This window comes from Bradyrhizobium guangdongense (assembly GCF_006483445.1).
Taxonomy (GTDB): domain Bacteria; phylum Pseudomonadota; class Alphaproteobacteria; order Rhizobiales; family Xanthobacteraceae; genus Bradyrhizobium; species Bradyrhizobium guangdongense_A.
The window spans coordinates 1-26,794 of the sequence record NZ_PPPT01000205.1 but is presented as its reverse complement, the minus strand read 5'-3'; the positions used below and the strand labels follow the sequence as shown (position 1 = coordinate 26,794).

Sequence of the window (26,794 nt, the reverse complement as noted above, 5' to 3'; positions counted from 1 at the left end):
GGTTTGATGACCGCGGACTGGCAATCGAGAGCACTGGGAAACGACGACCTAGTGCCTGCCAAACGCGGCCACTGAGGTCTCCCGGGCTTTTATCCCGCCGTGCACCAGGGGCTCACCCCCTGGCGGCAACTCTCGGACCAGACATTCCCTCGCGGAAACCGGAACCCTAGCTGCCAACTCTGCAGCCATAGTAGCAATCGCCGTGCCAGAGAAAAGCGCTTGTGCTTCAGAGGAACGGGAAACCGGACCTGCCTAAAAGGTTGGCAGTCCGAACGCCCCGCGGGCAAAGTATGCGGGCGCTGACGGAGGACGACGAGGCGCAAGCCTCGGCTCTCGATGTTGGTTCGAGCGCGGCGGGTCCATCATCCTCCAGAGCTGCTCGACGCCGAGCTGCCGTTATCCCAGCTCGATCTCCTCGCCCACCTCATGGCTGAGACCGACGCTGTCGATGGTCAGCACCATCTTCGCTCTCAGCTTCTCGTGCCCCTTGATTTTGCCGGCCGCGATCGCATCGCGCACCGCCTTCTCGATCTCGCGCTGTGAGGTGACGCCGACCTGCTTCAGGAATTTGCGCAGGCTGGTGTTGAACAGATCTTCGTTCATGACGGCCTCCTTGCAGTCTTACGGGCGCACCGGATTGTTTAGCATATACTCGCCGAGATCGCGCTGGCGGCGGTCGGAACGGGCGGTGGCTGCGTTGCGCTGCACGTCGCGGTCCTTGCGGCAGGCAACGTATTCGGGCGAGCCCTGCGGATAGCCGCGGCCCTGGCAGACGGCATCGTCGTCGTCATTGCCAACAGCCACCGGATTCTGGTTACGCGCGGCGCAGGCAGCGAGCACGAGGGCGAGCAGGGCTGCGGTGAGAATGCGCGGAACGGCGGAAAATGGCATGCAGGGTCCCTCAATTGCGGGCACTTCTAGCGCGGAATGAGGAGATTGTAAGTCCCTTGCACCGTCATTCCGGGTTCGATGCTTCGCATCGCCCCGGAATGACAGCAAAAAATTACACCCTGCCCTTCAACGCATCCCCGATCTCCTCCAGAACCTTGGGGTCTTCGATCGTCGCGGGCATCGTCCACGTCTCGCCGTCGGCGATCTTCTTGATGGTGCCACGCAGGATTTTGCCAGAGCGCGTCTTGGGCAGACGGCCGACGGTGATCGCGAGCTTGAAGGCGGCGACAGGGCCGAGCTTGTCGCGCACCAGCGCGATGATCTCCTTCTCGATCTCGGCGGGCGGTCGCTTCACGCCGGCCTTCAGCACCAGGAAGCCGCAGGGCACCTCGCCCTTGATGGCGTCCTTGATGCCGAGCACCGCGCATTCGGCGACATCGGCGTGCGAGGCGAGAATCTCCTCCATGCCGCCTGTGGAGAGGCGGTGACCGGCGACATTGATGATGTCGTCGGTGCGGCCCATCACCCAGACATAGCCGTCCTCGTCCTTGTAGCCGGCGTCGGAGGTTTTGTAGTAGCCGGGGAATTCGGTGAGATAGGCTTCCTTGAAACGCTCGTCCTGATTCCACAGCGTCGGCAGGCAGCCCGGCGGCATCGGCAGCTTGATGACGATCGAGCCCATGGTGTTGGCGCCCACGGGTTTTGCCGCTTCGTCGACGACGTCGACCTGGTAGCCCGGCATCGGCACGGTCGGCGAGCCGTGCTTCACCGGCAGCATGCCGAGCCCGACCGGATTGCCGGCGATGCACCAGCCTGTTTCGGTCTGCCACCAATGGTCGATGACCGGCACCTTCAACTGCTGCTCTGCCCACTCCACCGTCGGAGGATCGGCGCGCTCGCCGGCGAGGAACAGGGTGCGGAACTTCGACAGGTCATATTGCCGGATGAATTTGCCCTCCGGGTCCTCTTTGCGGATCGCACGGAACGCGGTCGGCGCGGTGAACAGCGCGACCGCCTTGTGCTCGCTGATGACGCGCCAGAACGCGCCGGCATCGGGCGTGCCGACCGGCTTGCCCTCATACATGACCGTGGTCGCGCCATGCAGCAGCGGGCCATAGACGATGTAGCTGTGGCCGACCACCCAGCCGATGTCGGAGCCGCACCACCACACCTCACCCGGCTTGACGCCGTAGAGATTGAACATCGACCATTTCACCGCGACGAGATGGCCGCCATTGTCGCGCACCACGCCCTTGGGGATGCCGGTCGTGCCTGAGGTATAGAGGATGTAGAGCGGATCGGTCGCGGCGACCGGCACGCATGCGGCGCTCTTGCCCTCGTTGAGCGCCTTGCGCCGCAGGCTCGCCCAATCATAGTCGCGGCCGGGCGTGAGCGCGCAAATGTGCTGCGGACGTTGCAGCACAATGCAGGCCTTCGGCTTTGCCGTCGAGAGATTGATGGCTTCGTCGAGCAGCGGCTTGTAGTGCACGATGCGGCCGGGCTCGATGCCGCAGCTCGCCGACAGGATCAGTTTTGGCTGCGCATCGTCGATGCGGGTGGCGAGCTCTTTCGCCGCGAAGCCGCCGAACACCACCGAATGCACGGCACCGATGCGCGCGCAAGCGAGCATCGCAACCACCGCCTCCGGCACCATCGGCATGTAGAGAAGCACACGGTCGCCCTTGGCGACGCCGAACTCCTGCATGATGGCGCCGAGCGCCTGCACCTCCGTCAACAGCTCGGCATAGGTGAGTTTTGTAACGGACCCGGTGAGCGGGGAATCGTGGATCAGCGCAAGCTGGTCGGCGCGTCCGCCTGCGACATGGCGATCGAGTGCGTTGTAGCAGGTGTTGACGACGGCACCGGCGAACCATCGGCCATAGGTGCCCTGGGTGGGATCGAAGACCTTCTTGGCAGGCTCGATCCAGTCGATCTCCCTGGCGGCTTCGGCCCAAAAACCCTCCGGATCGGCCAGCGAGCGCGCATGAATTTCGTGGTAGGCACTCTTTCCCTGGACGTTCATAAAACCGCTCCCGCCTGATCTTCTTGACTGGCCTTGACCTGACCACCGGAACGAATTCCGGCACATGATCAGGATCAATTGCCCAGCCTTGTTGGGCGGTATTTTCCCGGGAACGGGCCGCGGTTCAAGCCCCCTTCTCCCTCTCCCCGTTCTTACGGGGCCGCGACGGGCTTTGCTCGCGCTGAGAGGGTTGGGGTGAGGGGCTGCATCCCCAATCACAGTGACAGACGAACTCGCCGAGGCTCCCCCTCACCCGCGCCTTCGGCGCGACCTCTCCCCGCAAGCGGGGCGAGGTGAAGAAAGAGCTCTACCCATCCAGCGCGCTCAGCCGCTGCAAGCGCTCCTGCATGGCCTTCTTCAAATCGTAGCCGGGGCGGCCGTAGGCGGTGTTGCGGGTGGCGAGGAAATCGCGCTGGGTCTTGCGCAAATCGTTTGCGGAACGGCCGCTCACGCCCTTCAGCACGCGCGCATAAGTGTCGGCGATCTGGCGGTCGAGCACGCCAAGTTGCGGATCGGCGCAGATCATCTTCTCGACCTCGCGCCTGGCCGTCGCGCAATCGAAGGACGGGCCGTTGCCGGAATTCGCCTGCAGCGGACGCGACGGCTCGGCGCCGAACTTTGCGATCTCCGCGATCATGATGCGGCGGCCGTTGGCTGCATTCTCGTTGCCGGGATCGAGCCGCAGCGCGGTCTCGTAATCAGCCAGCGCCTTCTTGCGCTCGCCCATCTTCTTGTAGAGCACGGCGCGGTTGTTGTAGGTCAGCGCGAAATTCGGGTTGAGGCGGAGTGCCGCATCGTAGTCGCTCAAGGCGGCACCGAGCTCGCCCTTGAACTGGTAGGAATCGCCGCGATTGGTCAAGAAATTCGGCCGCTGCTCCATGCGGATCGCCTGGTCGTAATCGGCGATCGCCTTGTCGTACTCCTTCATCGCGGCATAGGTCAGGCCGCGATTGTCGTAATACTCGGCAACCTTGGGATCGAGCCGGATCGCCTCGCTGTCGTCGGCAATGGCCTTCTCGAGCTGCCCGAGCTTCTTGTAGGCCGCGCCGCGGTTGGTGTAGCTGCGCGCCCGGTTCGGATCGAGCCGCAGCGCCTCATCGAGATCCCCAATCGCCTTCTCGTAGCTGCCGCCGAGATAGAAGGTCGTGCCGCGGTCGGACCAGGCCTGGGCGTCGTCCGGCTTCAGCTTGATCGCCTGGTCGTAATCGGCGAGCGCGCGGTCGAGCCGGCGCTGGTTGGTGTAGACGACGCCGCGCAGCCCAAAGGCTTCGGCATCCTGCGGGTCGAGCTCGATCGCCTTGGTGAGATCGGCCGCGGCGCGGTTGAGATCGCCGCCGGCCTCGCGCAAGAGATCGCCACGCAAGCGAAAAGCCTTTGCATTCTTGCCATCGAGCGCGATGGCGCGGTCGAGGTCCTTCAGGGCATCGGAAAGCCCGCCGGAGGTGCGGGCATTGGCATCGGCGCGCACGACCAGCGCGGACGAGCGATCGGCGGCGGAGTTCGCGGATTGATCGATAATGGTGGTGCAGGCGGCGATCAGCCGGTCCGGCGCCTCCTTGGTTCCGAGCACGCAATCGACCGGCGTGCCGCCGGCCATGGCGGAGCTTGCCGCGAGGGCAAAGCCGAGCGTGAGCCCTGCGAGAGCGCGGCGCGAAAAGCTGGCGAATGAAGGGAATTGCGCGGGATGGGACGGGCCGCACATGGCCAAGACTCCGTGGCAAACGGCTTTCTCCGTTGTCGCGGGGATTTTGGATCGGGTTCAAATTGTGGCGACACCCACAGACTCGTCATGCCCGGGCATAGCCGTCCGCAGGACGGCGTCGCTTCCGCTCGCCTATGTCCCGGGCATCCACGTTCTTCGCGCCTCAAGAAAGGTCGTGGATGGCCGGGACAAGCCCGGCCATGACGGATGTGGAAAGGACGAGGTGAAGAACTTAATACCCGTCCACGCCGTTGATCTCCCGCAACCGATCCAGCATCGCCTTCTTCAAATCGTAGCCGGGGCGGCCGAATTCGGCGTTGCGGCGGGCGAGATAGGCGTCCTGCTCGCGCTGGATGAGCTTCTTGTCGCTCGGCTTCCGGGCCTCGCGAAACGCCCTGACATAGGAGCCCTGGATATCGCTGTCGAGATCGGCGAGGTCGGGGCTGGCGCAGATCGCCTTCTCCACTGCGCGCCTGGCACGGGCGCAGTTGAAGCTCGGCCTGCCGGCAATCGCCATCCGCGCGCCGATGCGCTCGAGCTCCTGCGCCAGTGCCTTATGGTTGGCCTTGGCCTTCTCGTGGTTCGGATTGAGTTTCAGCGCCGCACCAAAATCCTGCACCGCCTTGGGCCGGTCGTACGTCCGCAGCCACAATTCGCCGCGCGCATTGTAGATGTCGGCCGACGGCTCGAGCAGCAGGGCCTGGCTGTAATCGGCGATCGCCCGATCGACCATTCCGCGCCGGACATAATAATCGCCGCGGGCGATCAGCGCCTTGAGACGCTCAGGCTTCGGCGTCTTCTCGCTATCGATCACGGCGGGACAATGCGCGTCGACCTTGTCATCATTGTCGGCGCTCGCCGCGGCAAGACACGGCGCGACGTCGACCTGCTCGGTCGCGACCGGCTCGCCGCCGGTCGCGGCATGGGCGATCGGGAGTTGCGCAGACAGCGCGAACACTGCGCCGGCGAACGGGATCAGGACGGACAGACGCATGTTGCAGTCGCAAATTCCCTGTAAAGCGCGCGGAGACCACCATCATACAGCCGAATTGATGCTAGGCTATTCGCATCACAGCAAGCGCGTTCTGGGAATATCTCTTTGTCGACGTTCGAATGGATCATCGGGCTCCTGCTCGGCGCCGTTGCCTTATCGGCGCTGGCGCGGCGAATCAAGATTCCCTACCCCACTTTTCTCGCCATCGGCGGCGCCCTGCTCGCCTTCGTGCCGTCGAGCCCATCGTGGACGCTGGAGCCGGACCTGGCGCTGGCACTTTTCGTCGCACCTGTCCTGCTCGACGCGGCGTTCGACACCTCGCTGCGCGACCTGCGCCGCAACTGGGTCCCGGTCTCGACGCTGGTCGTCGTCGCGGTCGGCTTCACCACGGTCGCCGTCGCGGCCGTGGCGCACTGGCTGATCCCTGATATGCCGTGGGCTGCGGCGGTTGCGCTCGGCGCCATCGTGGCGCCGCCGGACGCGGCCGCCGCGGTCGCGATCCTGAGCCAGGTCAAGCTGCCCCATCGCATCGTCAAAATCCTCGAGGGCGAAAGCCTGCTCAATGACGCCAGCGCGCTGCTGATCTATCGCATCGCGGTGCTCGCGATCGCGACCGAGCATCTGAAATGGAGCGAGTTCGCGCCGACCATCGTGCTCGCGCTGGTCGGCAGTGTCGTCGCGGGATATGCGGCGGCGCGCGTGATCCCGTTCTTCCTGATGCGGATCACGGAGGCACCGAGCGCGATCATCGTGCAGTTCGCCACCACCTTCATGGTCTGGATCGCGGCCGAACATTTTGGCCTCTCCGGCATTTTAACGATCGTGGTCTACGCCATCACCATGGCCCGCGCGGCGCCGGCGCGCATGCCGGCGCGGTTGCGCGTGCCGTCCTACGCGGTGTGGGAGACGATGGTGTTCGTCCTCAACGTGCTCGCCTTCATCCTGATCGGCTTGCAGGTCGGCCCGATCTGGACGCGGCTCGACGAGGCCGTGCGCTGGGAGTATTGCGCGGCGGCGGCGTGTATCCTGCTCACGGTGATCCTGGTGCGGCTGCTCTGGGTCACGTTCTACGGCTCGACATTGCGCGTACTGATTGCGAAAGGCATCTACCACCCCGCCGATCCCAAAGTGGTCTCGACCGGGAAAGGCGGCCTCATCGTCGCCTGGTGCGGCATGCGCGGCCTCGTGACGCTCGCAACCGCCTACGCGCTGCCGGAGCATTTTCCCTATCGCGACTTCATCCAGTTCATGGCCTTCGCCGTTGTGCTGGGATCGCTGGTCATCCAGGGCCTCACGCTGCGGCCGCTGATCCTGCTCCTCGGCCTCAGGGACGACGACCCCGTCGGCACCGAGGTCGCGCGCGCCCGCGCCGTCGCCTATCGCGCGGCGCTCGACGCCATCGACGACGACCCGTCGGAGGAAGCGGAGATTCTGCGGCTGGAATATAATGCGGTGCTGATGCGCGTGGACGACGATCCCAAGGGCGGCATATCGAATGGCGAATTGCCCGCCGATCCCCTGCGCCGCCGCGCCATCGACGCCGCCCGCAAGGCCATCTTCGATCTCCGCACCACCGAGGTGATCGGCGACGACGCCTTCCATCGCATAGAGGAAGAGCTCGATCGCGCAGAATTGAGCGCGGGCGGCTGACAAGCGTGCGCCAGGTCACACTGCCCGCCCGCGCGCATGAACCTGCTTGAACCTCGCAGCGTCACTCCAGACTCACCTCTGATGACAACGTTGATTGACGACCGTCGTGTCCGCGCGCGAGATGCGTCGCCTGCACGGCAATTTTATCTCCACATGGCGCTGGCCTGCGCGGCCACCGCTTTCCTCGGCTTCGCACCGACCTATTGGCTGCCGCTCGCTCACCGGACTCTTGCCGCAAGCCCGGTGATCCATTTCCACGGACTTTTGTTCTTCACCTGGACGCTCTATTTCGTCTTCCAGACCTGGCTTGCGGCCTCGGGCCGCGTCGCCAATCACCGCGCGCTGGGCATCGCCGGCGTGTCGATCGCAACCGCGATGACGATCTTTGGCTTCCTTGCCTCCGTCCATTCGATGACGCATTCGGCGGCGCTGGGCCAGGCCTATGCCGGCGTATCCTTCGCGATCGTGCCCATGAGCGGCATTGCCTTCTTCGCGGCCGTTTTCATTCTCGCGATTGCCAACACGCGGCGGCCGGAGGTTCACAAGCGCCTGCTGCTGCTCGCAGCCGTCTCGATCCTGGACGCCGCCATCGCACGCTGGTTCATCGTGTTCCTCGCACCTCCCGGACCGCCCGGCCCGCCGCCGGTGCCGGTGACGATCGCACCCGCTGTGGTCGCTTCGCTGCTGCTCGTCGTCGCCATGGTCAGGGACAAGCGCGTCGAGGGCCGCGTGCACCCGGTCTACATCTGCGGCACGCTCGCAATGATCGCGGTGAAGGTCTTGAACTGGCCGATCAGCGAGACCGCCGCGTGGCACTGGTTCGCCGGCGGGATTCTGGCAATGGCGCAGTAGACCTCCGCTGTCGTCCCGGACAAGCGTAGCTCTTGGCAACGCGCAGCGTTGTCCAGAGCGAAGCGCAGATCCGGGACGACGGCGGAGTGTGAGGCGGCCCTTACGCCCCCGCCTTGCACGTGATCCCGCCGTCCACCACGAGCTCGATCCCAGTCACATATTTCGACTCGTCCGACGCCAGGAACAGCGCGGCGTTGGCGACGTCCCAGGCTTCACCCATGTGGCCCATCGGCACCTGGGCGTCGCGCTTGCGCCACATCTCTTCGACGTCGCCCTTGGCGTAGCTCGCAGCCAGGCCTGCGGAATGCTCCACCATCGGCGTCTTCATCAGGCCGGGCAGGATCGTGTTGACGCGCACGTGATTCCTGGCGAACTCGATCGCGGTCGTGCGCGTCATCTGGTTCATCGCCGCCTTGCTGGCGTTGTAGCTGACATAGGAAATGCCGACATGGCGGATCGAGGCGATCGAGGAGATGTTGATGATCGAGCCGCCGCCCTGCTTCACCATGACGGGAATGACGTGCTTCATCGTGAGATAGGCGCTCTTGAGGTTGACGGTGAAGACGCGGTCCCAGCTCTCCTCGGAGGTCTCGACCACGCTGCCCATCTCGGCGATGCCGACATTGTTGTCGAGCACGTCGATGCGGCCATGGGCCTTGAGGCACGCCGCGACCATCGCCTCGATGTCGGCGGCCCGCGCAACGTCGGCAGTGAAAGCAATGGCCTTGCCGCCCTCGCCGCTGATGATCTTTGCAGTCTCCTCGGCCGCCGCCGCGTTGCGGTCGACGCAAAACACGCTGGCGCCCTCGCGCGCAAAGGTCACCGCGGTCGCCTTGCCGTTGCCCCAGCCCGGGCCGATCGAGCCGGCGCCCACCACCATCGCAACCTTGCCCTTGAGCCGATCCATCGCGTTTCTCCATTGTTGTTGGATTGTAGCCCGGATGGAGCGCAGCGTAATCCGGGTTGGCGTCCCCGGATTGCGCTTCGCTCCATCCGGGCTACGGACGGTCACCTTAACCCCGCCTCACGGACGAAAGATCGCCCAGAGCTTTCCCAAGCAATAGCAAGACATCTTCCAAAACCAAGAGGCGATAGACACATTGGAAAATTCGCCAGACGCACCACGCGCCTGGTTTGGCCAAACGTTGATCGTCACCGAGACGTTTCCGGATGTCGGAAGCGACGAATTCTCTACGATCTTGCTCTTAGTAGCTTGGTTCCTTTTGCGAGCGGACTTTGCTGAGGCCACCTTCGAAGCCTTAGGCATGGATTCTCCTATCTCGCCAATTGCAATTGGCGAGTCCTGCGTATTGTCCTTATCCGAACTAACTGGATCGCCGGTTAGACGCCTCTACCCCCAACTCGGAGCATCAAACCCCGGGTTGACGGACCCAGGCAAAAGGCAGCCATGCCCGCATTGCTGCAGGTTCTGTACCGACAATCGCTTGGTAAAGCGTCGCCAACGTGCACACCGCCGCCGATTTGCACGCCCGCTCCGTTTCCAAAACCACACTGGTCTCAAGATCGTGAGCGCCGCGAACGACTTAAGGGATACAGCATGCGCGGAGACTCGCAAGGCATTTGATTCACAGTCGAGAGATCAAAAAACTTCATCTGCGTTAACGCCGCGCGGGAGTTGTTCACAGACTCGGGAGCAACGGTTTGAATCGCCGTGCAGATTCGAAAGGCCCGCGTGACATATGACAATTGTCCGACGCCGAACAAAAAAATATTGCAAAAGCGTCACGCGAGTGCCGCGCGAGCCGATTTTTCGAACGCTGCTGGTCACTATGTGAATAAGTGATTGTCAGCGCATGGATTTTCGAGACTCTTTTTCACGAATCAACGGTCGCAAACGCTCATCGTGGTGACGTCAGCACCGATCGGATGCCCCAGAATGTCCGACAGCGTCCGGCATTTTCCGCCCGCGCACAACCGCCATTCCCCCGCCGCACCGGAATTGCCGAGCACCACCTCCTGCATGGGAGCGCTGTTGGGCGTCCACTGAAACCAGCCGTCGACGAGCCGCGCCTCGGGCGGCGGCTCCATGCCGGCGCCGGTGCCTTTCACGCGCGCCTGCACCAGTTGCAGGCCTGACGGCGTGACGCGCCAGTCCTCCTGCCAGTCGACCTTCTCGATCGAATGCGTCCACACCAGTGTGAACGCCGCGAGCGACAGCGCCTTCACGCTGCCCGCCGAGGCGAGGCAGAGGCTCACGCCGCCTCGACCGGCGTCGGCGGCCGCTGCCGCCATTGCCACAGCACGACGGCGGCCGCGAGCACGAAGCCGATGGTGTCGCTGAAGGCGAAGTCGCCGAGCAGGCAGAGCGCGGCGCCGAGCGCGACCACGCGCTCGGCGACCGTCAGCCGCGCAAACAGGAAGCCGATCGCGACCATACCGAACAGACCGATCGCCACCAGCGCCTTGACGCTCGCCAGCGCCACCGCGCCGTAGAAGCCGAGCTTGGCCGCCATGGGATCGCCGGCCTGCAGCATCAGCGCCGGCGAATAGACGAAGATGAAGGGAATGACGTAGCCCGCGAGCGCGATGCGCATCGCCTCCCAGCCGATCTTGTCCGGGTTCTCCTTGGCGATGGGCGCCGCCGCAAGAGCTGCCAGTGCCACCGGCGGCGAGAGGTCGGCCATGATGCCGTAATAGAACGCGAACATGTGGCTCGCGATCAGGGGCACGCCAAGCTTTGCCAGCGCGGGAGCCGCGAGCGCCGCGGTGATGATGTAGGTCGGGATGGTCGGAATGCCCGTGCCGAGCAGGATCGACAGGATCATGGTCATGATCAGCGCCAAAAACAGGCTCTTCTCGCCGAGGCCGATCACCCAGCTTCCGAAGATCGTGCCGACGCCGGTCTGCGACATCATGCCGATGATGACGCCGACGATGGCGCAGGCCATGCCGACGGTGATCGCCGACTTCGCGCTTTCGGCAAGCGAGTCACGGCAGGCGCGCAAGGTGGCGAGACCGCCGCGGGTAACAGCCGTGATCAGGATCAGTCCGACGACGACGCTCGCCACCGGAACGATCTCCAGCCCGTTGCGCGAGAGTGCGCCGACGACGAGCGCAAGCCCGATCCAGAAGATGTAGCGCACGGCCGTGGCGGAGAAGCCGGCGGTGATGCTGGCGCCCAGAATCAGCGCCACGGTGAGCGCAAGCCCCATGCTGCCGGCGTAGAGCGGCGTAAAACCTTCGAACAGCATGTAGACGAGGGCGGCGAGCGGCAGCACCAGGTACCAGCGCGTCACCAGCGCGTTCCACGCGCTCGGAATCTCCGAGCGCTTCATGCCGACCAGGCCATGCTTGCCGGCTTCGAGATGCACCATCCAGAACGCGGAAGCAAAATAGAGCACGGCCGGAATGACCGCGGCCTTGACGATCTCGGAGTACTGGACGCCGAGCGTCTCCGCCATGATGAAGGCGACCGCGCCCATGACAGGTGGCATGATCTGTCCGCCCATCGAGGCGGTCGCCTCGACACCGGCGGCGAAGGCGCGGCGGTAACCGAACTTGATCATCAGGGGAATCGTGAACTGGCCGACGGTGACGACGTTGGCAACGCCGGAGCCCGAGATCGTGCCCATCATGCCCGAGGCGAACACCGCGACCTTTGCGGGGCCGCCGCGGGTGCGCCCGAACAACCCGAGAGAAACGTCGGTGAAGAGCTGGATCATGCCGGCGCGCTCCAGGAACGAGCCGAACAGGATGAACAGGAAGATGTAGGTTGCCGAGACATAGATCGGCACGCCGTAAAAGCCTTCGGTGCCGAAGGAGAGGTGCGTGACGATCTGGTCGAAGTCATAGCCGCGATGGTTGAGCGGCGCCGGCAGATATTGCCCGAAGAACCAGTAGACCAGACACGCGCCGCACATCAGCGGCAGCGCCGCGCCCATCAGCCGCCGCGTGCCCTCAAAAATCAGCACCGCGAGCAGCGTACCGACCACGAGGTCGAGACGCGTCGGATCGCCGTCGCGCGCGATCAGATCGGCATAGAAGATCCATTGATAGAGCCCGGTGAGAAAACCGGCGCCGCCGATCAGCCAGCCGACCGCACGTCCAAAATTGCTTTTTGCGGTGAAGTTGCCGATCAGGCCGAAGGTCAGGAGTACGACGAAGCCGACATGGACGCCGCGCACCACCTGGCTCGGCAGATAGTTGAAGGCCGCGACATAGAGCTGGAAGGTCGCAAAGGCGATGCCGATCCAATAAGCGAGATGGCCCCACCAGCCGGGACCAAAGCCCTCCGGAAAACCATGCTCGAAATTGTCGAACTCGACCTTGACGGGCGCCGCGACGCCCTCAGCCTTCTCTAGCATCCAATCCGTCCCCAGCTCAGCCCGAGCTCTTTATATCATCGGTGCTGACGCCACACACGTCATGGCCGGGCTTGTCCCGGCCATCCACGACTTCCGGCACCGCCAAGAACGTGGATGCCCGGCACAAGGCCGGGCATGACGATCCGGAGGCAGCGCCCCCTTACTTGATCAGCCCCTTCTCCTTGTAGAAGCGGATCGCGCCGGGGTGCAGCGGAACCGGGCTGCCATTGGCGGCCGTCTCCAGCTTGATCTCCTTGCCGGCCACGTGAGCGTTGGCGAGTTCCGGCAGCGAGTCGAAAATCAGCTTCGTCATCTGATAGGCGAGATCGTCCGACACAGCCGAGCTCGTGACGAGGTAGTTCACGACCGCGGCGGTCGGAACGTCCTTGTCCTGGCCGGTATAGGTGTTGGCGGGGATCACGGCCGCGATGAAGGGCGGGCCGATCTTGTCGACGGTCTCCTTCGGCACCGCGACCACCGTGATCGGGCTCGAGGTCGAGAGGTCCTTCAGCGAGGCGACGCCGAGGCCCGCCGATTGCAGCGTGGCGCTGAGCTGGCGGTTCTTCATGAGGTCCACGGATTCGGCGAACGGGAGGTACTCGACCTTGCCGAGATCCTTGTAGCTCATGCCGGCGGCGGTGAGGATCGCACGCGAGTTCAGCTCGGTGCCGGATTTGGGCGCACCGACCGACAGGCTCTTGCCCTTGAGGTCGGCGAGCGTCTTGATGCCGCTGTCGGCGGTGGCGACGATCTGGATGTAGTTCGGATAGATCGCGGCGATGGTGCGGAGCTTGTCGAGCTTGTTCTTGAAGCCGGCCTCTTCCTCGCCGTCCCAGGCGGCCTTCAGCGAATCGCCGAGCGTGAAGGCGAGCTCGCCACGGCCCTGCTGCAGCAGAATGAGATTCTCGACCGACGCCTTGGTGGCCTGCACCTGCGTCTTCACGTTCGGAATCTTGTCGCCGTAGATCTTTCCGATAGCAACGCCGAGCGGGTAGTACACGCCGGAGGTGCCGCCGGTCAGCACGTTGATGAACGATTGCGCATTCGCCACCGGTGCCGACGCGAGCAGTGCGACTGCGGCGACGGCGCCGATCCATTTCGATGTCATGATGTCAGTATCTCCCCAGAAATGCCGGGGACGTTGGCCGGACGGGCCTGCTTGGTCAACCCATCCAAAAGGCAAAACAGGGCTGCGGGACGCGGTCCTGCAGGTAGCCCCCAAGGGAACTCGGAAGGTGCGGCGTCCTGGCGCAGCCCTGCGTGGCCTACTCGAACTTCATGTCCAGGCACTTGGAGATGTCGGAGCCGAGGCCGGAGGAGATGGTGATGCAGCCGCGGATCTTCTGGTTGCCGACGTCGGCGGCCCACACAGAGTAGCCACCGGGTCCGAAGAACGAGTTGGTGTTCGGCGGCTCGGTCTCGGTGGCGTCGAAATCGTAATTGCCGTCGGTCTCGAAGATGCGCGGCTTCTTGGTGCAGCCGCCGTCGGTCTGCACGTTGATGACTTCCTTGTTGTCGCGGGTCATCGCCAGCTGAACCTGGCAACGGAAATATTCCGAGGTCTTGGCATTGAAGAGATAGGTGTAGGATCTGCAGGTCGCGGTGTTCAGCTTGCCCGGCGCAAGGCCGCGGCTGCAGGAAATCCGTTGGTTGTGGCTGAGCTTGAACTCGTCGGCCTCTGCGGCCGAGGCCAGCGTCACCAAGGACAGCGCGGCGGCCGAACAGATTTTAGCGACCTGATACATTCGAATCATCCCCATCCAACTTCTTGTGCAATTGCGTTTTAAACGGAAAGCGGAACATAGTCGCGCGGGGCCGAAGGGAAAATCACAAACTGCTGGGCAAGACGTGATCCCTGCGACAAGGGCGTGTCTTGACCCGCAAAGATCGTTCGTGATTTGTTCAAAACGGTTTGGGGAGGAATGACGATGAAGGGGTTTCTGACAAAGACATTTTGGGCCGCAGCCGTGCTGGGCGCATTTGCCGCGCCAACGCTGGCGCAGTCCGCGACTCCGTGGGAGCTGAAGTCCGACATGGGCTACGCCTATGACAAGGAGGGCAAGACCTTCTCCTACAAGATGGGCACCAGCAATGCCGGCGAGTTGTTGAAGGGCGCCAAGAAGGTGCCGCGCGGCACGCTGTTCTTCATCGGCCAGAACGGCCAGCTCTACATGCGCTCCGGCCCCTATCTCGAAGGCGACGGCAAGTTCAAGTTCGGCCCGGATCAGTAGGGGGCAGTCTTTTAGGGTGGGCAAAGGCGCGTCAGCGCCGTGCCCACCATCCATCAGCGCATTTCGGTTGAGAATGGTGGGCACGCTGCGCTTTGCCCACCCTACGGCAGCTCGCCTGGCGGATCAGAACGCCCCCGCCAATTCCCTTGCGCCGGCCTTGCCGCTGTTCACATCCATCCGCTCGTCCGTCACCGCGAGCAGCTTTGCGACCGTGTTATGGCGGATCGCAACCGGGTTGCGCTCGTAGCCGCCGCGCTGGAAGAAGTTCGAGGTTGGCACCTGCTCGCGCATCGCCTGCGGCATCGTCACCATGTCGAGGCCAGTGCCGTCGCCGGTGAGGTTCATCATCTCGAGCTCGGCTGCGGAGAGCGGACGGTTGTAACCCTTGGCGCGGGCGAACAGCACCGAGGTCAGCAGCTTGTGGGTCTGCAGCATCGGCCCGATGTCGATGTCGAGCACCATCGCATGCATGGCCCAGCCCTGCGCGGTGTTGCCGATCTTCTCGTGCTCCGACCAGGTATCCGGCACCGACTTGGCATGCGCGACCATTTTCTTCAGGACAGCGAGCTTGTGCTCGAGCGACTGGCGCGCCGGTCCCGAAGTCTTGCTCACCTTCTCGGACAGCGCACGAATGAATTCATGGCCTTGCTCGGCCAAAAGCTCGACGCTGTTGGTGGTCAGCAACTGGTTGTAGCCCATCGCGGTCGAGATCGCGCGCCGGCCGCCATGCTCGATGCCCGCCTGCACATCGAACGTGCCGGTGCCGCCGGTCTCGAACGAATAGACCCGCACTGCCTGCTCGCGCGTCAGGCCTGAGGCGAGCGCGTAGCGCGCATAGGCGCGCTTGAACTCGACCTCGGTCGACGGGCGCTGCGGCGTGAACTGGTAGAGCTCCTGCGCCGCGCGCAGCAAATCGGACATCACGGGAATCGGCTTTCGAACCGGACGGTCCGGCGTTTCCTCCGGCTCCGGGTTCACCGGCTTCTTCGGCCCCGTGTAGAGCGGCGGATGCGTCAGCACGTAATCGTCGAGCGTGACCTGCTGGCCGTTGCGCCGCTTGGCGTTGCGGCCTTTTCGCTTCTCCGTGATCTGGCTCCAATAGGCGCCGGCCTCCTCGTCGAAGGCGGCGCGCGCCTCCTGATACTCCTTCAGCTTGCGGCGATATTCGAGCACCGCAGGCGAGGCGCCCTCGTTCCGCGCAAAAAACTGCGACAGCAGCTGGGCCTTGGCGTTGCTGACGGCGTGCGGCGGCCCGAGCAAGACGAGCACGAGTGGAACCAGCCTCAGGACATGTCGAATCGAATGGTGCATGCGAGCCTTGTAGCAAGCATCCGGTAACCGTCACGTTAACGTGGCGTTTACCATCTCATTTCCAGGCAAAAACCGGCTGTTCCAACTCGCGGACACGGGTTTCGCGGCCCGCCAGCACCTCGCGGAACTGATAGATCAACGCTGCCGTCGGGGCGTGGATCAGGCTGCCTTGGAGATGGAAGCGGATCACGCGCCGCGCGCTTTCGGGGATCGCGATGAAGTCGAAGGCATCCTCGCGCTCGATCATGTTGAGGCCGATGCGATGGACGGAGGCAACCTCCTCCGGGTTCGGCACGATCGCGGCACTCTCGCCAGCCCAGACCACGACCGGCGTGATCAGATAGCCGGAGCGCGTCGGATAATCGTCGAGCATGCCGAGCACCGCGTCATCACCGAGCTTCAGCCCGAGTTCTTCGTCGAGCTCGCGCAACGCCGCGTCGACCGGTGTCTCGCCGTCGTCGCAGCGTCCGCCCGGCAGCGCCCACTGTCCGCGATGCGCGCGCAGGCTCGACGCGCGCAGCGTCAGCAGGAACGCGGTGCCGCTGCCCTCTCCTGTCGCGGTCAGCGTGAGCGCAACCGCGGCGTGCTTCAGCGCCTGCGGCTGCACAGCTTCCGGCGCACGCGTGAAGCTTGCGCAGGCCTGCGCAATATTCCGCCGTGTGGCATCGTCGAACGGTCTCATGATGCTTGACTACACCAGCTCCGCGCTTGATGAAATGAGGCCGAGATGCCCGCTGACAGACGGACCCAAAATGATCGACAAGGTCGCCGCAAAGCTCAAATCCGACGGCTGGACCATCGTCGACACCAGCGGCTTCATCCATCTGGTCGGCCCGCTCTGGGAGCGCAAGGTCGACGGTCATTATGAATTCGCGCTCGCCACCCAGGACAAGCATCACAACCGCCGCGGCATGGTGCAGGGCGGCGTCATGATGACTTTCGCCGACCGCACCTGCGGCATGACCGCCCGCTACGTTTCCGGCAAGGACTACATGGCGACCGTGCAGCTCGACACGCATTTCGTCGAAGCAGGGAAAATCGGCGACATCCTGATCTCCCGCCCCCGCGTGGTGCGCTCGACCCGCAGCCTCATCTTCATGAGCACCGAAGTCACCGTCGACGACCGCTGCATCGTGATGGCGAATGGGGTGTTCAAGATCTTGAAGGGACCGGGGTAGCGGTCCACCGTCGTCCTGGCGAAAGCCAGGACCCATTATCCCAGGGAGCAGTTGCCGCGCGCGACTGACGACCACGAGTCTTCGCCAAACTCCTCCCTGGGGTAATGGGTCCTGGATCGGCGCTCCGCTTCGCTACGCTTGTCCAGGACGACGTCTGGGAGGTAATCGCGCTTCCCTCACCTCGTCATTGCGAGCGCAGCGAAGCAGTCCAGAGTCTTCCCACGGATGCAGTTCTGGATTGCTTCGCTGCGCTCGCAATGACTGGGCGAGGTGGATATGCTCGCTCTCAAGAGGAAGCGCAGAAGGAGCCGCCCATGCAATACCGCCAGCTCGGCCGCAGCGGCCTAAAGGTGTCGCAAATCTGTCTTGGCACGATGATGTTCGGCGGTCCCACGGACGAGGCAACATCGGGGCGCATCATCGCGAAAGCACGCGAGGCCGGCGTCAACTTCATCGACACCGCGGATGCCTATTCGAAGGGCGGCTCGGAGGAAGTTGTCGGCCGCGCCATCTCCAACAACCGTCAGGCTTGGGTGCTCGCGACAAAACTCGCCAACCCCATGGGCGATGATCCCAATCGCGGCGGGCTGTCGCGGCGCTGGGTGCTGCAGGCCGCCGACGAGAGCCTGAAACGGCTCGGCACCGATGCGATCGATATCTACTATCTGCACAAGGAAGACCATGCGACGCCGCTTGCGGAGACCGTACGCGCGATGGGCGACCTCATCCGCGCCGGCAAGGTGCGCTATTTCGGCGTCTCGAACTACCGCGCCTGGCGCGTCGCCGAGATCTGCAGCATCTGCGATGACCTTGGCATCGACCGCCCCGTAGTCAGTCAGCCCTACTACAACGCCATGAACCGCATGCCCGAAGTCGAGCATTTTCCGGCCTGCGGCTATTACGGCTTGGGCATCGTTCCCTACAGCCCGCTGGCGCGCGGCGTGCTCACCGGCAAATATCGCCCCGATGCGCCGCCGGACAAGGAGACGCGCGCAGGCCGCAACGACACGCGCATGATGCAGACGGAGTGGCGACCGGAATCGCTAAGGCTCGCGCAGGAGATCAAGGCGCATGCGGAGAAGCGCGGCATCAGCGCCGGGCAGTTCGCCGTGTCATGGGTGCTGAACTCGTCCTTCGTCACGTCGGTCATCGCCGGCCCGCGCACCGAAGCGCAATGGGACGACTACATCCGTGCGCTCGACTATCGCTTCACCGCCGAGGACGAGGCGCTCGTCGACGGCCTGGTGACGCCGGGCCATCCCTCGACGCCGGGCTACAATGATCCGGCCTACCCGATCGAAGGCCGCCGCGCGCGGACGGCGTGACGAGGAGGCGATGATGGCGCACGAAGATCGCTACGGGCTCCTGATCTCGACGTCGTCGGACGAGGCGGCATCCGCCTATCGCGAGGGCGTGGACCTCATGCTCGCGGGCTGGACCGGCGCGGCGGAAGCCCTGGAGCGCGCAATCGTGGCCGATCCGGATTTCGCGCTGCCGCACATCGCCCGCGCCCGGCTGCACTCCTTCTACCAGCAAGGTGATCTCGCGCGGAAGAAAGCCGCGACCGCGCGCGAGCTCGTCGCCAAACATGGCTCGCTGCGCGAGCGCGCCCATGTCGAGGCGCTAGCGCTCGCGGTCGAGGGGCGGCTGCCCGAGGCGCTCGCTGCCACCCTCAGGCATATCGAGGCCTGGCCGCGCGATGCGCTTGTCATGGCGATGCCGCTCGGTGCGTTCGGCCTGTTCGCGTTTTCCGGCATGGCCGATCACGACCAGGCGCGAGAAGATCTCTGCGGTCGCGTCGCGCATCATTACGGCGAGGACTGGTGGTTCCTCACGCTGCACGGCTGGGCGCTGACCGAGAACGGCAATGTCGCGCGCGGTCGTCCCATGACCCAGCGCGGCTTCGATCTCCGCCGCGCGAACGCGCATGGCGCGCACGCCGTGCTGCACGCGATGTTCGAGGACGGTTCGGTCGACGAGGCGAACCGGCTGGTCGAGGACTGGATCCCCACCTACGACCGCGCCGGAATCTTGCACGGCCACATCCGCTGGCATCAGGCGCTCGGCGCTCTCGAATATGGCGACGCGGCGCGCGCGCTCGCGATCTATGCCGACGTGCTGCAGCCCTCCGTCAACCAGGCCCCGCCCCTCAACGTCATCACCGATGCCGCCGGGCTGTTGTGGCGGCTCGATGCTTACGGCCATACCGTGCCGAAGGCGCTGTGGGCCGAGGCCGACACCGCGGCGCAAAAACTGTTTCCGAAATCGGGGCTTCCCTTCGCCGACGTCCACATGGCGCTGCTCGCGGCCGCGACGCAGAACCAGGAGGCTCTGGCGACGCGGCTTGCCGTCATCGACCAGCGCATCGCGGAGGGCAAGCTGCCGGCCGGTCCCGTGGTACCTGCGATCTGCCGGGCGGTGCAGGCTTTTGCCGACGAGGACTTTGCCGGCTGCGCCCGCATGCTCGCACCCGTCATCACCGAGGTCGTGCGCATCGGCGGCAGCCACGCGCAGCGCGAGCTGATCGAGGACACGTTTCTGGTCGCCTTGATGCGCAGCGGCGACGTCGCCCGCGCTCGCGCACTGCTCGACACCCGCCTGCATCGCCGACCCTCCCTGCGCGATACGCGCTGGCAGGCCGCATCGGCCTGAGGCAGGATGGACCAAATAAACGGGAGGGACGCCCATGACCGAAATCGTTGCGCTCGATGCGCTCGTTTCCCGCATCGCATCGGGGCAGACACTGGCCGTGCCGGTCGACCGCTCCGGCGTCGCGATGGCGGCGACCGCTGAAATCATCAGGGCCGGTATCGACAATCTTCATCTGGTCTGCGTCCCCATCAGCGGCCTGCAGGGCGATCTGCTGATCGGCGCCGGCGCGGTGGCGACGCTCGAGACCAGCGCGATCTCGCTCGGCGAAGCCGGCGCAGCACCACGCTTCGGCGCCGCGATCAAGGCGGGCTCCTTCCGCATGCGCGATGCGACCTGCCCCGCGATTCACGCCGGCCTCATCGCCGCCCAGCACGGCGTGCCGTTCATGCCGATCGCCGGCATCATCGGCAGCGACCTGCTCGCGGTGCGCCCCGATTGGAAGGTGATCGACAGCCCGGTCGGCGATGGCGGCAAGGTCGTGGTGGTGCCGGCGATCAAGCCCGATGTCGCGCTGTTCCACGCGCCGGAGGCCGATCGCGACGGCAACATCCGGATCGGCCGCTTCCGCGAGCTCGCCACTATGGCCTACGCCGCCAAGCGAACGCTGGTCACCGTCGAGCGCATCGTCGACCGCAATCTGCTGGCGACGGAAGACTCCGCAGCCGGCGTGCTGCCCGCGCTCTATGTCGATGCGATCGCGGTCGCCGAACGCGGTGCCTGGCCGCTCGCTCTGTGGGACGAGTATCCCGCCGACGAAGCCGAGATTGCGCGCTACGCCGCGATGGCGCGCAGCGAAGAAGGTTTTCGTGCCTATCTCTCGACCTTCCTCTCCCACCGCAAACAGGTGGCCTGACGCATGTCATCCGACCGCGAGCGCCGCGAGACCCTCATCGCCACCATCGCCGATCTCCTCGACGGCGTCAGACATGTCGCGGTCGGCGCGTCCTCGCCGATCCCCGCCGCCGGCGCCATGCTGCTGCGTGCCCGCGAGATGCGCGACGGCAAGCCGCCGGTGCGTATTTCGATCCTCGGATCGCAGAAGCACAACTTCTTCACCAATGGCGGGATCGAGCTGTTCGACTGCGCAGCGCAGGGCCGCGTCGATGCCTTCTTCCTCGGCGGCGGGCAGATCGACGGGCACGGCAACATCAATCTCGTCGGCACCGGCGATTATCCCCGCACCGATGTGCGCTGGCCCGGCTCGTTCGGCTCGGCCTATCTCTATCACCTGATCCCGCGCGTGATCCTGTTTCGCGAGGAGCACTCGCCGCGCGTGTTCGTGCCAAAGGTCGATTTCATCAGTGCAAAGGCGACGACGCCTGAAGTGGCCCGCCGCGGCGGCCCCTATGCGCTGCTGACCAACATGGCGCTGTTCGATTTCGACCGCGACGCGGGCCGCTTCTCCCTGCGCTCGGTGCACGCGCCGTTCACGCCGGCCGACATCAGGGAAAACACCGGTTTTGCCTATGAGGAGCCGGACGTGATCGCCGAGACACCGCGGCCGGATGCGGCAACGCTGGCGCTCTTGCGGGGGCAGATTTTGGATGAACTGGCCGAGACTTATCCCGGTTTTGCCCGGAGCATGAAGCAGGCCGCTTGAATCCCGCCACGAAAAAAACACGCCCTTCCCGACAGGTGCGCGCCGGGACAGGATGCGGCGGTTCGGCGAATCGCCGAAGGCGGGTGGCGCGGTGGCATTTTGGGCAATGGGCTTCGCACGGCATACGGGATCGCAACCATTTGCGCCCCTAATGGTTGATGCACGGACCTTTTCCGCCCCCTCGCGTCACCGACCGAGCCTCACGATGCGCCTCTGCCGACCGGTTTTGGCCGCAGCCCTGATCGCCCTCGCCGGCCCTGCCTGGGCAGGCCCGGCTGATTCCGTTCCCGCCACCAATCCGCCGGCGCAGCACAACGCCTTCATCGACCTGCTCGCGCTGATGTCGGGCAAGTGCACGACGCTGAAAATCGCCGGGCGCGATTTCGCCTGCAAGGTCGTCGCCTACGCGCATGGCGACAAGGGCCGCGTCAATTTTGCCGTCGCCGTCGACGATCCCACCGACGCGAACCACGTCGTCTCGTTCTCAGGGGAAAACGGCAAGCGCGCCGACGACAATTCCTACGAACTGCCGATCGATCGCATGCTGCTCAACTCCAAGGACCGGCCCAAGGTGGACGGCCTGCCGGTGCCGGCGGAGCAGGCCTCGAAAGGCGTCTGCCGCCAGACCGGCAACTTTGCCGCCAGGAAGGTCTCCGACATCACCTGCTCGGCGACCGACACCGAGGGACGCAAATACGAGCTGCTGTTCGTTTCCGACGGCACGCCGGCCAGCGTGCGCCGCGTGCGCCAATCCGCGCCGTCGATCCAGGATCCGTTCAAGTAACGGATCCCTCGCGTCACGCAAACGCCTTCTCGAGCGTTGCGAAGATGACGGCGAGCGATTTGTCGTGACGCGTCACGGGTGGAATCGGACGATCGATCTTGAGGAGCTGATACACCGCCATCTGCGCCGCGCGCACTGAATATTCGACGGTGAACACGACGTCGTCAGGGATTTCGACGAACTGGCTCACGAAGGCGAGGTTGACCGAATTGGCCGGCACCGGAAGCGGCCGGTCGGTTGCCGCGCGCGGCATGAACATGCTGGTGATGTAGGGCATGCGACAGGGAATGCAGATCGAATCGTCGAACACGGCCGGATCGAAATTGAGATGCCCGCAAAGCTCCCTGAGAATGTCGGCGCCGCCGCAATCCGACATCGGCTTCGCCACGAAATTGCCGATGCGATCGGGGTGCAGCGCATAGCCCCAGAACACCTGGACGTTCGGCGGCTGGTCGGCGAAATGCGGCTGGTGATAGAGCACCACCGACATCAGCCAGTTGGAATCCCTGAACGTCACGAGCCCCCCGGTGCCGGCCTTGTTGCCCGAGAACGCCTCCATCCGGTCGAAGAAGCGGGTGTCGCGGCAGGTGACCGTGAACGACAGCCAGTACGATTCAGGGATCGAGGTGTTGAACGCGGCGGGATTGCCGAACTCCGGCCGTCCCGCGGCAATCTTCTCCCACAGCGCCCAACCCTGGCTGTCCGCCTTGGTCAGATGCACCGGCGGCTCCGTCATGGAGCCGAGACTCGAGGCATCGGTCATCGAGGCGTTCTGGAAGAAAACGAGGTCGTCGTCCTCGAGCCTGACATTCGCCGTCCGCCCGTCGCGGTCGAGCACGAGCTGGCGCACGCGCAGGCGCTCGCCCTGCTTCTCGAACACCATGTCGGTCACGCTCGTGTCCTGCACGAACTGCACGCCCTGGCGCTTCAGCCAATCGGTCAGCGGGCGGACGATCGCGTCATACTGATTGTAGACCGTGCGCTTGACGCCGCCGAGCGTCTCGATGCGCGGAAACTCGTTCATGAAACGGTGCAGATAGCGCTTCAGCTCGACCGCGCTATGCCAGGGCTGGAAAGCGAAGGTGGTCTGCCACATGTACCAGAAATTGGATTTGAAGAACGGCGGCGACAGCCAGTCGGTGATGCGGCTCGTGCCGAGCTTCTCTTCGGACGTCTCCACGAGCCGCAACAGCTCCAGCCGGTCGCGCGCGGAAAATCCCATATGCGAGACGTCGACCTTGAAGCGGTTGCGATCGACCAGCCGCGCGCGGGAATTGGCCCTGTTCTCCTCGTTGAAGGCGACGGTCTCGTCGCGCACGCTCATGCCGGGGCGTGCGAGCGACGGAATCGACGACAGCAGGTCCCAGGTGCATTCATAGTGATCGGTCGTCAGCATGCGGCCGCCGCGCAGCGAATACGCGCCGTTCGGAAGCCGCGCACCGTCCAGGCTTCCGCCAAAAATCGGCTGTGCGTCGTAGATCACGATCTCTCGTCCGGGGAGATGCGCGTCGCGAATCAGGAACGCCGCGCCCGCGAGCGATCCGATGCCACCGCCGATGAAAAATGCCTTCATGACTTGCCTCGATTGCAGTTCAAATTCCGCGCGGACAATGCATCGCGAAGGCGTGCGGAAAGTTGCGCTGGATCAAGTGCAGCCGTCGTCGTAGATCACCATGAAGTGAGCGCGGACGGTATTCTCGCCGCGCTTGCGGAACGGCACGGATGTCCAATTCCGCATCCGTGATCGTGTCCCGCGTCAATTCGACGCTGATATCGCACCCACGCGAAGCGGCGCATCGTCGCAGCACTACGATTTCCCGCAGGATTCCAGCCATCTGTCGATTTCTTAACCTGCATCGCCGGAACGCGCGCGATGCGCGCTCGTTGTCGCTTCACATTCAACTGGAGTGACGAAATGAAGAATCTCGTTGTCGCAATGGCCGTCGGTGCAGCGGTGCTTGCCGGTGGATCTGCGGCGAACGCCGCGGGCCCCGCCACGACCAAGCCTGACGCGCAGGCGACGCCATCGCAAGCCGATCGCTCGACCGATTTCAGCGCGCGCCATCGCCACCATCACTGGAATGGTCACCGCCATCAGCATTGGCGGCATCACGGCTATTATCGCCCGCATTATCGCAGCTACGGCTACTATCCGCGCTCGTACGGTTATTACGGCGGCGGCCCCTACGGCTACTATGGCGGCGGTCCCGGCGTGACCTTCAGCTTCGGCGGCGGTCGCTGGTAAGGGACAAGGCCCGCAGCGATGCGGGCCCTTTCTTTTACGGGTCAAGCCAGCAGCAGCGGCCGCTGCGCCGTCGCCACGTGACGGATCAACTCCATATCGTCGGCCTCGATCTCGAACAGGCCAAAGCGAAGCTGATAGCCCCAGTTCGGATTGTCGCAGGCAAACGCCAGGCTGCCGAGCAGCGGCCGGATCGCGATCTCGGCGGCGTCGCTCCAGGCGACGTCGCGGCGGAACGGCCGAAACCCACCGCCCATGTCGGCCTGATACGGCGCACCCGGCTTGACGATGCCGACAGCGGTGATCGCCTGCAGGCGATCCTTAGCCCCGAGCTTTTCGACCGGCGAGTAATAGGCGACCTGATCGCCCGGTGAAATCCGGCGCAGCGGGCCGCCCTTGCCGTGGCAGACCTGCATGAAGCCGTTGGCACGTCCGATCCGGACGTGCTCCGCCGAGGCGACCGCGATCCAGCTCTTGTGCATGATGTCCTCCGCTTGCTCCCGACGGGCGGGACGCCGGAGGTCTAGCAGGGCCTGCTGCCAGATCCTGTCAGCAGTCGCCGTCAGAACCTGTTAAGCGAGCCCTGCGACAATGCCCCCATGAAAGGTCTTGGCTTCCTCTGGGTGCTGCTTGCCTTTGCCGTCGTGGTGCTGGCGGCGGGCATTCCCTATTGGCGCCTGCCCTATGCCGAGATCAACCGCGGTCACTTTGCCGTCTTGCCCGGCGCATTGTTGCTCGGCTTCCTGACGCTCGTCCTCGTTATCGCCGAGGTCGCGCGGGTCAAGCTGATCGCCGTGACCATGCTGCTCGCGGTGCCCGCGATCGACATCGTCTCGATCGTCAAGGACACCGCGGCCGATCCGACCTCGCACAACCTGTGGCCGTTCGAGCTCGTCATCGCCGCACTGAGTGGCGGCGCGGTCGTCCTGCCCGTCGTGGGAATAGGACTGGCGGTGCGCTGGGCAATGGCGCGCATGGAGGCGCGCTGAGCGCGCCTCCATCGCTCCTATCTCTGCTTCTCGCGCTCGCTCAAGATCGTCGCCAGCGGATTCGGCGTCGGTGCCGCGATCCGCTGCAGCGTGTTGGTGTCGTGATGGTTGAACGCGCCCTGCCCCTTCACGAACAGATTGGTCTGGATGAGGTAGCTCCAGCTTCCGTCGTCGTTGAACGTGATGTCGCAAGCGTAGCTGTCGGTCCGAAACGCTTCGTCCAAAAACTCGGTCGAGCAGATGCCGTAGCGCGTGTCGCCGCGCTTCGCGCTCACGGAAATCGTCCTGTCGTCCGGCTTCGCGACACCCGAGGCGAGCAGCACCTGGCCGCGCGGGATGGTCACGCTCTGCATGATCAGGCCGGTCGCGGGCTCCCAGAGCCAATAGCCGACCTGGTCGTGAAAGGTGATGTCTTCCTCGGGCGTGTTGATGTGGATGTGATAGCGCAAGCCGTAGAGGAGTTGCGGGCCGTTGGCCTGCGGATCGATCGGGTCCATCCGGATGTGCTCGCGAAACACCCGCCGCTCCGGCCCCTCGGCCTTCGGGTTGATGTCGACGCCCTTGTCGGCCTGCCACACGCCGGCGAGCCGGCGCAGCGGTCCGAGATTCGCCAAGGCGTCCGGCGAGACGTCCTCGGGCTCGGTAAAGATGTCGGCAGGGATCGGCAGCATGGGAAACCTCGCGCGTGAGCGCACCCATGATAAGGCGCGCGGCGCGAGGCGTCGAATCCCGTCATTGCATTGCTGCTCGCCGCGCCATGCTGGCGCGATAGTGTGACGTCAGCCGGCATACGCCTTGTCGAGATCGGCGATGACGATCTTTTGCATCTTCAACATCGCCTGAATGACGCGGTCCGCCTTGGTCCGGTCGGGATCGCTCATGTAGCGGCTGAGCGCCTTCGGGATCACCTGCCAGGACAGGCCGAACTTGTCCTTGAGCCAGCCGCAGCGCGATTCCTGCCCGCCTTCTGCGGTGAGCCGGCTCCAGAAATAGTCCACTTCCTCCTGGGTCTCGACGCTGATGAAGAACGACACCGCCTCGTTGAACCTGTATTGCGGCCCGCCGTTCAGCGCGTTGAACTTCTGCCCCTCCAGCTCGAACGCCGCCATGAAATCATTCACGACCTCGACCTTGGCGTTGGGAAACACCGATTTGTAGAAGGCAACCGCCTGCGGGACGTTGTTATCGAACCAGAGGAAGGGGGTAATCGAGGTCACGGCGAACTCCGTTTTGCGTGGGCTTGGTCGGAGGACGAACGGGCGGGGCGGGATCCGACACGAGATGGAGAATCAATTTGCGTCCCCCCTGTCGTCATGGCCGGGCTCGTCCCGGCCATCCACGACCTTTCTCACCGCACGAAGAACGTGGAT

At 64.5% G+C, this 26,794-nt stretch carries 27 protein-coding genes and 1 riboswitch; of the genes, 11 read left to right on the top strand and 16 right to left on the bottom strand.

All coding sequences use genetic code 11. From position 1 onward, the window contains the following. Positions 1-76 precede the first annotated feature (76 nt). Positions 77-181: riboswitch (guanidine-I (ykkC/yxkD leader) on the bottom strand. 215 nt (positions 182-396) lie between these two features. From C2U70_RS27545 to C2U70_RS27525, 5 genes are all read right to left on the bottom strand, one after another. Further along, positions 397-603 carry a DUF6494 family protein gene (locus tag C2U70_RS27545; protein WP_140981774.1) on the bottom strand — a complete coding sequence of 69 codons (207 nt, stop codon included), beginning with the start codon at positions 601-603 and terminating at the stop codon, positions 397-399. 18 nt (positions 604-621) lie between these two features. Beyond that, positions 622-891, bottom strand: coding sequence for a hypothetical protein (locus C2U70_RS27540; protein WP_140981773.1), 270 nt, complete (start codon positions 889-891; stop codon positions 622-624). Positions 892-1,003: 112 nt separating this feature from the next. Then, positions 1,004-2,914, bottom strand: a complete 1,911-nt coding sequence (locus C2U70_RS27535) for a propionyl-CoA synthetase (protein WP_140981772.1) — start codon at positions 2,912-2,914, stop codon at positions 1,004-1,006. Between the two features lie 307 nt (positions 2,915-3,221). Then, on the bottom strand, positions 3,222-4,616 hold the full coding sequence (locus C2U70_RS27530) for a tetratricopeptide repeat protein (RefSeq protein WP_140981771.1): 1,395 nt from the start codon (positions 4,614-4,616) through the stop codon (positions 3,222-3,224). Positions 4,617-4,848: 232 nt separating this feature from the next. Beyond that, positions 4,849-5,610 (bottom strand): hypothetical protein, encoded by a 762-nt coding sequence (locus tag C2U70_RS27525; RefSeq protein WP_140981770.1) that lies wholly within the window; start codon positions 5,608-5,610, stop codon positions 4,849-4,851. Between the two features lie 105 nt (positions 5,611-5,715). Between C2U70_RS27525 and C2U70_RS27520 the strand changes: the two genes are divergently transcribed. After that, on the top strand, positions 5,716-7,260 hold the full coding sequence (locus C2U70_RS27520; RefSeq protein WP_140981769.1) for a cation:proton antiporter: 1,545 nt from the start codon (positions 5,716-5,718) through the stop codon (positions 7,258-7,260). Positions 7,261-7,341: 81 nt separating this feature from the next. Continuing rightward, complete coding sequence (locus C2U70_RS27515) at positions 7,342-8,112, top strand: hypothetical protein (RefSeq protein WP_140981768.1); 771 nt, start codon at positions 7,342-7,344, stop codon at positions 8,110-8,112. A gap of 100 nt (positions 8,113-8,212) precedes the next feature. Here the strand turns inward: C2U70_RS27515 and C2U70_RS27510 are convergent, their stop codons facing one another. From C2U70_RS27510 to C2U70_RS27490, 5 genes are all read right to left on the bottom strand, one after another. Continuing rightward, positions 8,213-9,019 carry an SDR family NAD(P)-dependent oxidoreductase gene (locus C2U70_RS27510; protein ID WP_140981767.1) on the bottom strand — a complete coding sequence of 269 codons (807 nt, stop codon included), beginning with the start codon at positions 9,017-9,019 and terminating at the stop codon, positions 8,213-8,215. A gap of 935 nt (positions 9,020-9,954) precedes the next feature. Further along, positions 9,955-10,365, bottom strand: a complete 411-nt coding sequence (locus C2U70_RS27505; RefSeq protein WP_140981766.1) for a DUF1850 domain-containing protein — start codon at positions 10,363-10,365, stop codon at positions 9,955-9,957. Further along, entirely contained in the window at positions 10,326-12,437 is a 2,112-nt protein-coding gene (locus C2U70_RS27500) for a TRAP transporter permease (protein ID WP_140981765.1), read from the bottom strand. Before C2U70_RS27500 ends, C2U70_RS27505 begins: the two co-directional genes overlap by 40 nt. Before the next feature lie 160 nt (positions 12,438-12,597). Beyond that, positions 12,598-13,545 (bottom strand): TAXI family TRAP transporter solute-binding subunit, encoded by a 948-nt coding sequence (locus C2U70_RS27495; RefSeq protein WP_140981764.1) that lies wholly within the window; start codon positions 13,543-13,545, stop codon positions 12,598-12,600. A 157-nt stretch (positions 13,546-13,702) separates the two neighbouring features. Next, positions 13,703-14,182, bottom strand: a complete 480-nt coding sequence (locus C2U70_RS27490) for a hypothetical protein (RefSeq protein WP_140981763.1) — start codon at positions 14,180-14,182, stop codon at positions 13,703-13,705. A 183-nt stretch (positions 14,183-14,365) separates the two neighbouring features. On the opposite strand from C2U70_RS27490, the gene C2U70_RS27485 reads away from it, so the two are divergent. Then, on the top strand, positions 14,366-14,668 hold the full coding sequence (locus C2U70_RS27485) for a hypothetical protein (protein ID WP_140981762.1): 303 nt from the start codon (positions 14,366-14,368) through the stop codon (positions 14,666-14,668). A gap of 123 nt (positions 14,669-14,791) precedes the next feature. Here C2U70_RS27485 and C2U70_RS27475 read toward each other — a convergent pair whose 3' ends face one another. After that, positions 14,792-15,979 carry a hypothetical protein gene (locus tag C2U70_RS27475; protein ID WP_140981761.1) on the bottom strand — a complete coding sequence of 396 codons (1,188 nt, stop codon included), beginning with the start codon at positions 15,977-15,979 and terminating at the stop codon, positions 14,792-14,794. Between the two features lie 55 nt (positions 15,980-16,034). Next, positions 16,035-16,664: an NUDIX hydrolase gene (locus C2U70_RS27470; RefSeq protein ID WP_140981760.1), complete on the bottom strand. Its 630-nt coding sequence runs from the start codon at positions 16,662-16,664 to the stop codon at positions 16,035-16,037. A 67-nt stretch (positions 16,665-16,731) separates the two neighbouring features. On the opposite strand from C2U70_RS27470, the gene C2U70_RS27465 reads away from it, so the two are divergent. The 6 genes from C2U70_RS27465 to C2U70_RS27440 all read left to right on the top strand — a co-directional run bounded on the left by C2U70_RS27465 (position 16,732) and on the right by C2U70_RS27440 (position 22,193). Further along, complete coding sequence (locus tag C2U70_RS27465; protein ID WP_140981759.1) at positions 16,732-17,157, top strand: PaaI family thioesterase; 426 nt, start codon at positions 16,732-16,734, stop codon at positions 17,155-17,157. Positions 17,158-17,471: 314 nt separating this feature from the next. Then, a complete protein-coding gene (locus C2U70_RS27460; protein WP_140981758.1) occupies positions 17,472-18,482 on the top strand; it encodes an aldo/keto reductase in 1,011 nt (336 codons plus the stop codon). A 13-nt stretch (positions 18,483-18,495) separates the two neighbouring features. After that, entirely contained in the window at positions 18,496-19,809 is a 1,314-nt protein-coding gene (locus C2U70_RS27455; protein ID WP_140981757.1) for a tetratricopeptide repeat protein, read from the top strand. A 34-nt stretch (positions 19,810-19,843) separates the two neighbouring features. Then, on the top strand, positions 19,844-20,662 hold the full coding sequence (locus C2U70_RS27450; RefSeq protein WP_140981756.1) for a CoA transferase subunit A: 819 nt from the start codon (positions 19,844-19,846) through the stop codon (positions 20,660-20,662). A gap of 3 nt (positions 20,663-20,665) precedes the next feature. After that, positions 20,666-21,409 (top strand): CoA transferase, encoded by a 744-nt coding sequence (locus tag C2U70_RS27445; RefSeq protein ID WP_140981755.1) that lies wholly within the window; start codon positions 20,666-20,668, stop codon positions 21,407-21,409. A gap of 205 nt (positions 21,410-21,614) precedes the next feature. Then, positions 21,615-22,193 carry a hypothetical protein gene (locus C2U70_RS27440; RefSeq protein ID WP_140981754.1) on the top strand — a complete coding sequence of 193 codons (579 nt, stop codon included), beginning with the start codon at positions 21,615-21,617 and terminating at the stop codon, positions 22,191-22,193. Positions 22,194-22,206: 13 nt separating this feature from the next. Here the strand turns inward: C2U70_RS27440 and C2U70_RS27435 are convergent, their stop codons facing one another. Beyond that, a complete protein-coding gene (locus tag C2U70_RS27435; RefSeq protein WP_186294508.1) occupies positions 22,207-23,766 on the bottom strand; it encodes an oleate hydratase in 1,560 nt (519 codons plus the stop codon). 342 nt (positions 23,767-24,108) lie between these two features. Here C2U70_RS27435 and C2U70_RS27430 point away from each other — a divergent pair, with 342 nt between their 5' ends. After that, complete coding sequence (locus C2U70_RS27430) at positions 24,109-24,438, top strand: hypothetical protein (protein ID WP_186294507.1); 330 nt, start codon at positions 24,109-24,111, stop codon at positions 24,436-24,438. Positions 24,439-24,479: 41 nt separating this feature from the next. Here C2U70_RS27430 and C2U70_RS27425 read toward each other — a convergent pair whose 3' ends face one another. Then, a complete protein-coding gene (locus tag C2U70_RS27425; protein ID WP_140981751.1) occupies positions 24,480-24,917 on the bottom strand; it encodes an EVE domain-containing protein in 438 nt (145 codons plus the stop codon). 117 nt (positions 24,918-25,034) lie between these two features. On the opposite strand from C2U70_RS27425, the gene C2U70_RS27420 reads away from it, so the two are divergent. Further along, positions 25,035-25,424, top strand: a complete 390-nt coding sequence (locus tag C2U70_RS27420) for a hypothetical protein (protein WP_140981750.1) — start codon at positions 25,035-25,037, stop codon at positions 25,422-25,424. A gap of 17 nt (positions 25,425-25,441) precedes the next feature. On the opposite strand, the gene C2U70_RS27415 is transcribed toward C2U70_RS27420, so the two are convergent. Then, the gene (locus tag C2U70_RS27415; RefSeq protein WP_140981749.1) at positions 25,442-26,095 is read right to left on the bottom strand and encodes an FABP family protein; all 654 of its coding nucleotides are present in this window, start codon (positions 26,093-26,095) and stop codon (positions 25,442-25,444) included. Positions 26,096-26,203: 108 nt separating this feature from the next. After that, on the bottom strand, positions 26,204-26,641 hold the full coding sequence (locus C2U70_RS27410) for a VOC family protein (RefSeq protein ID WP_140981748.1): 438 nt from the start codon (positions 26,639-26,641) through the stop codon (positions 26,204-26,206). Between the last annotated feature and the right edge of the window lie 153 nt (positions 26,642-26,794).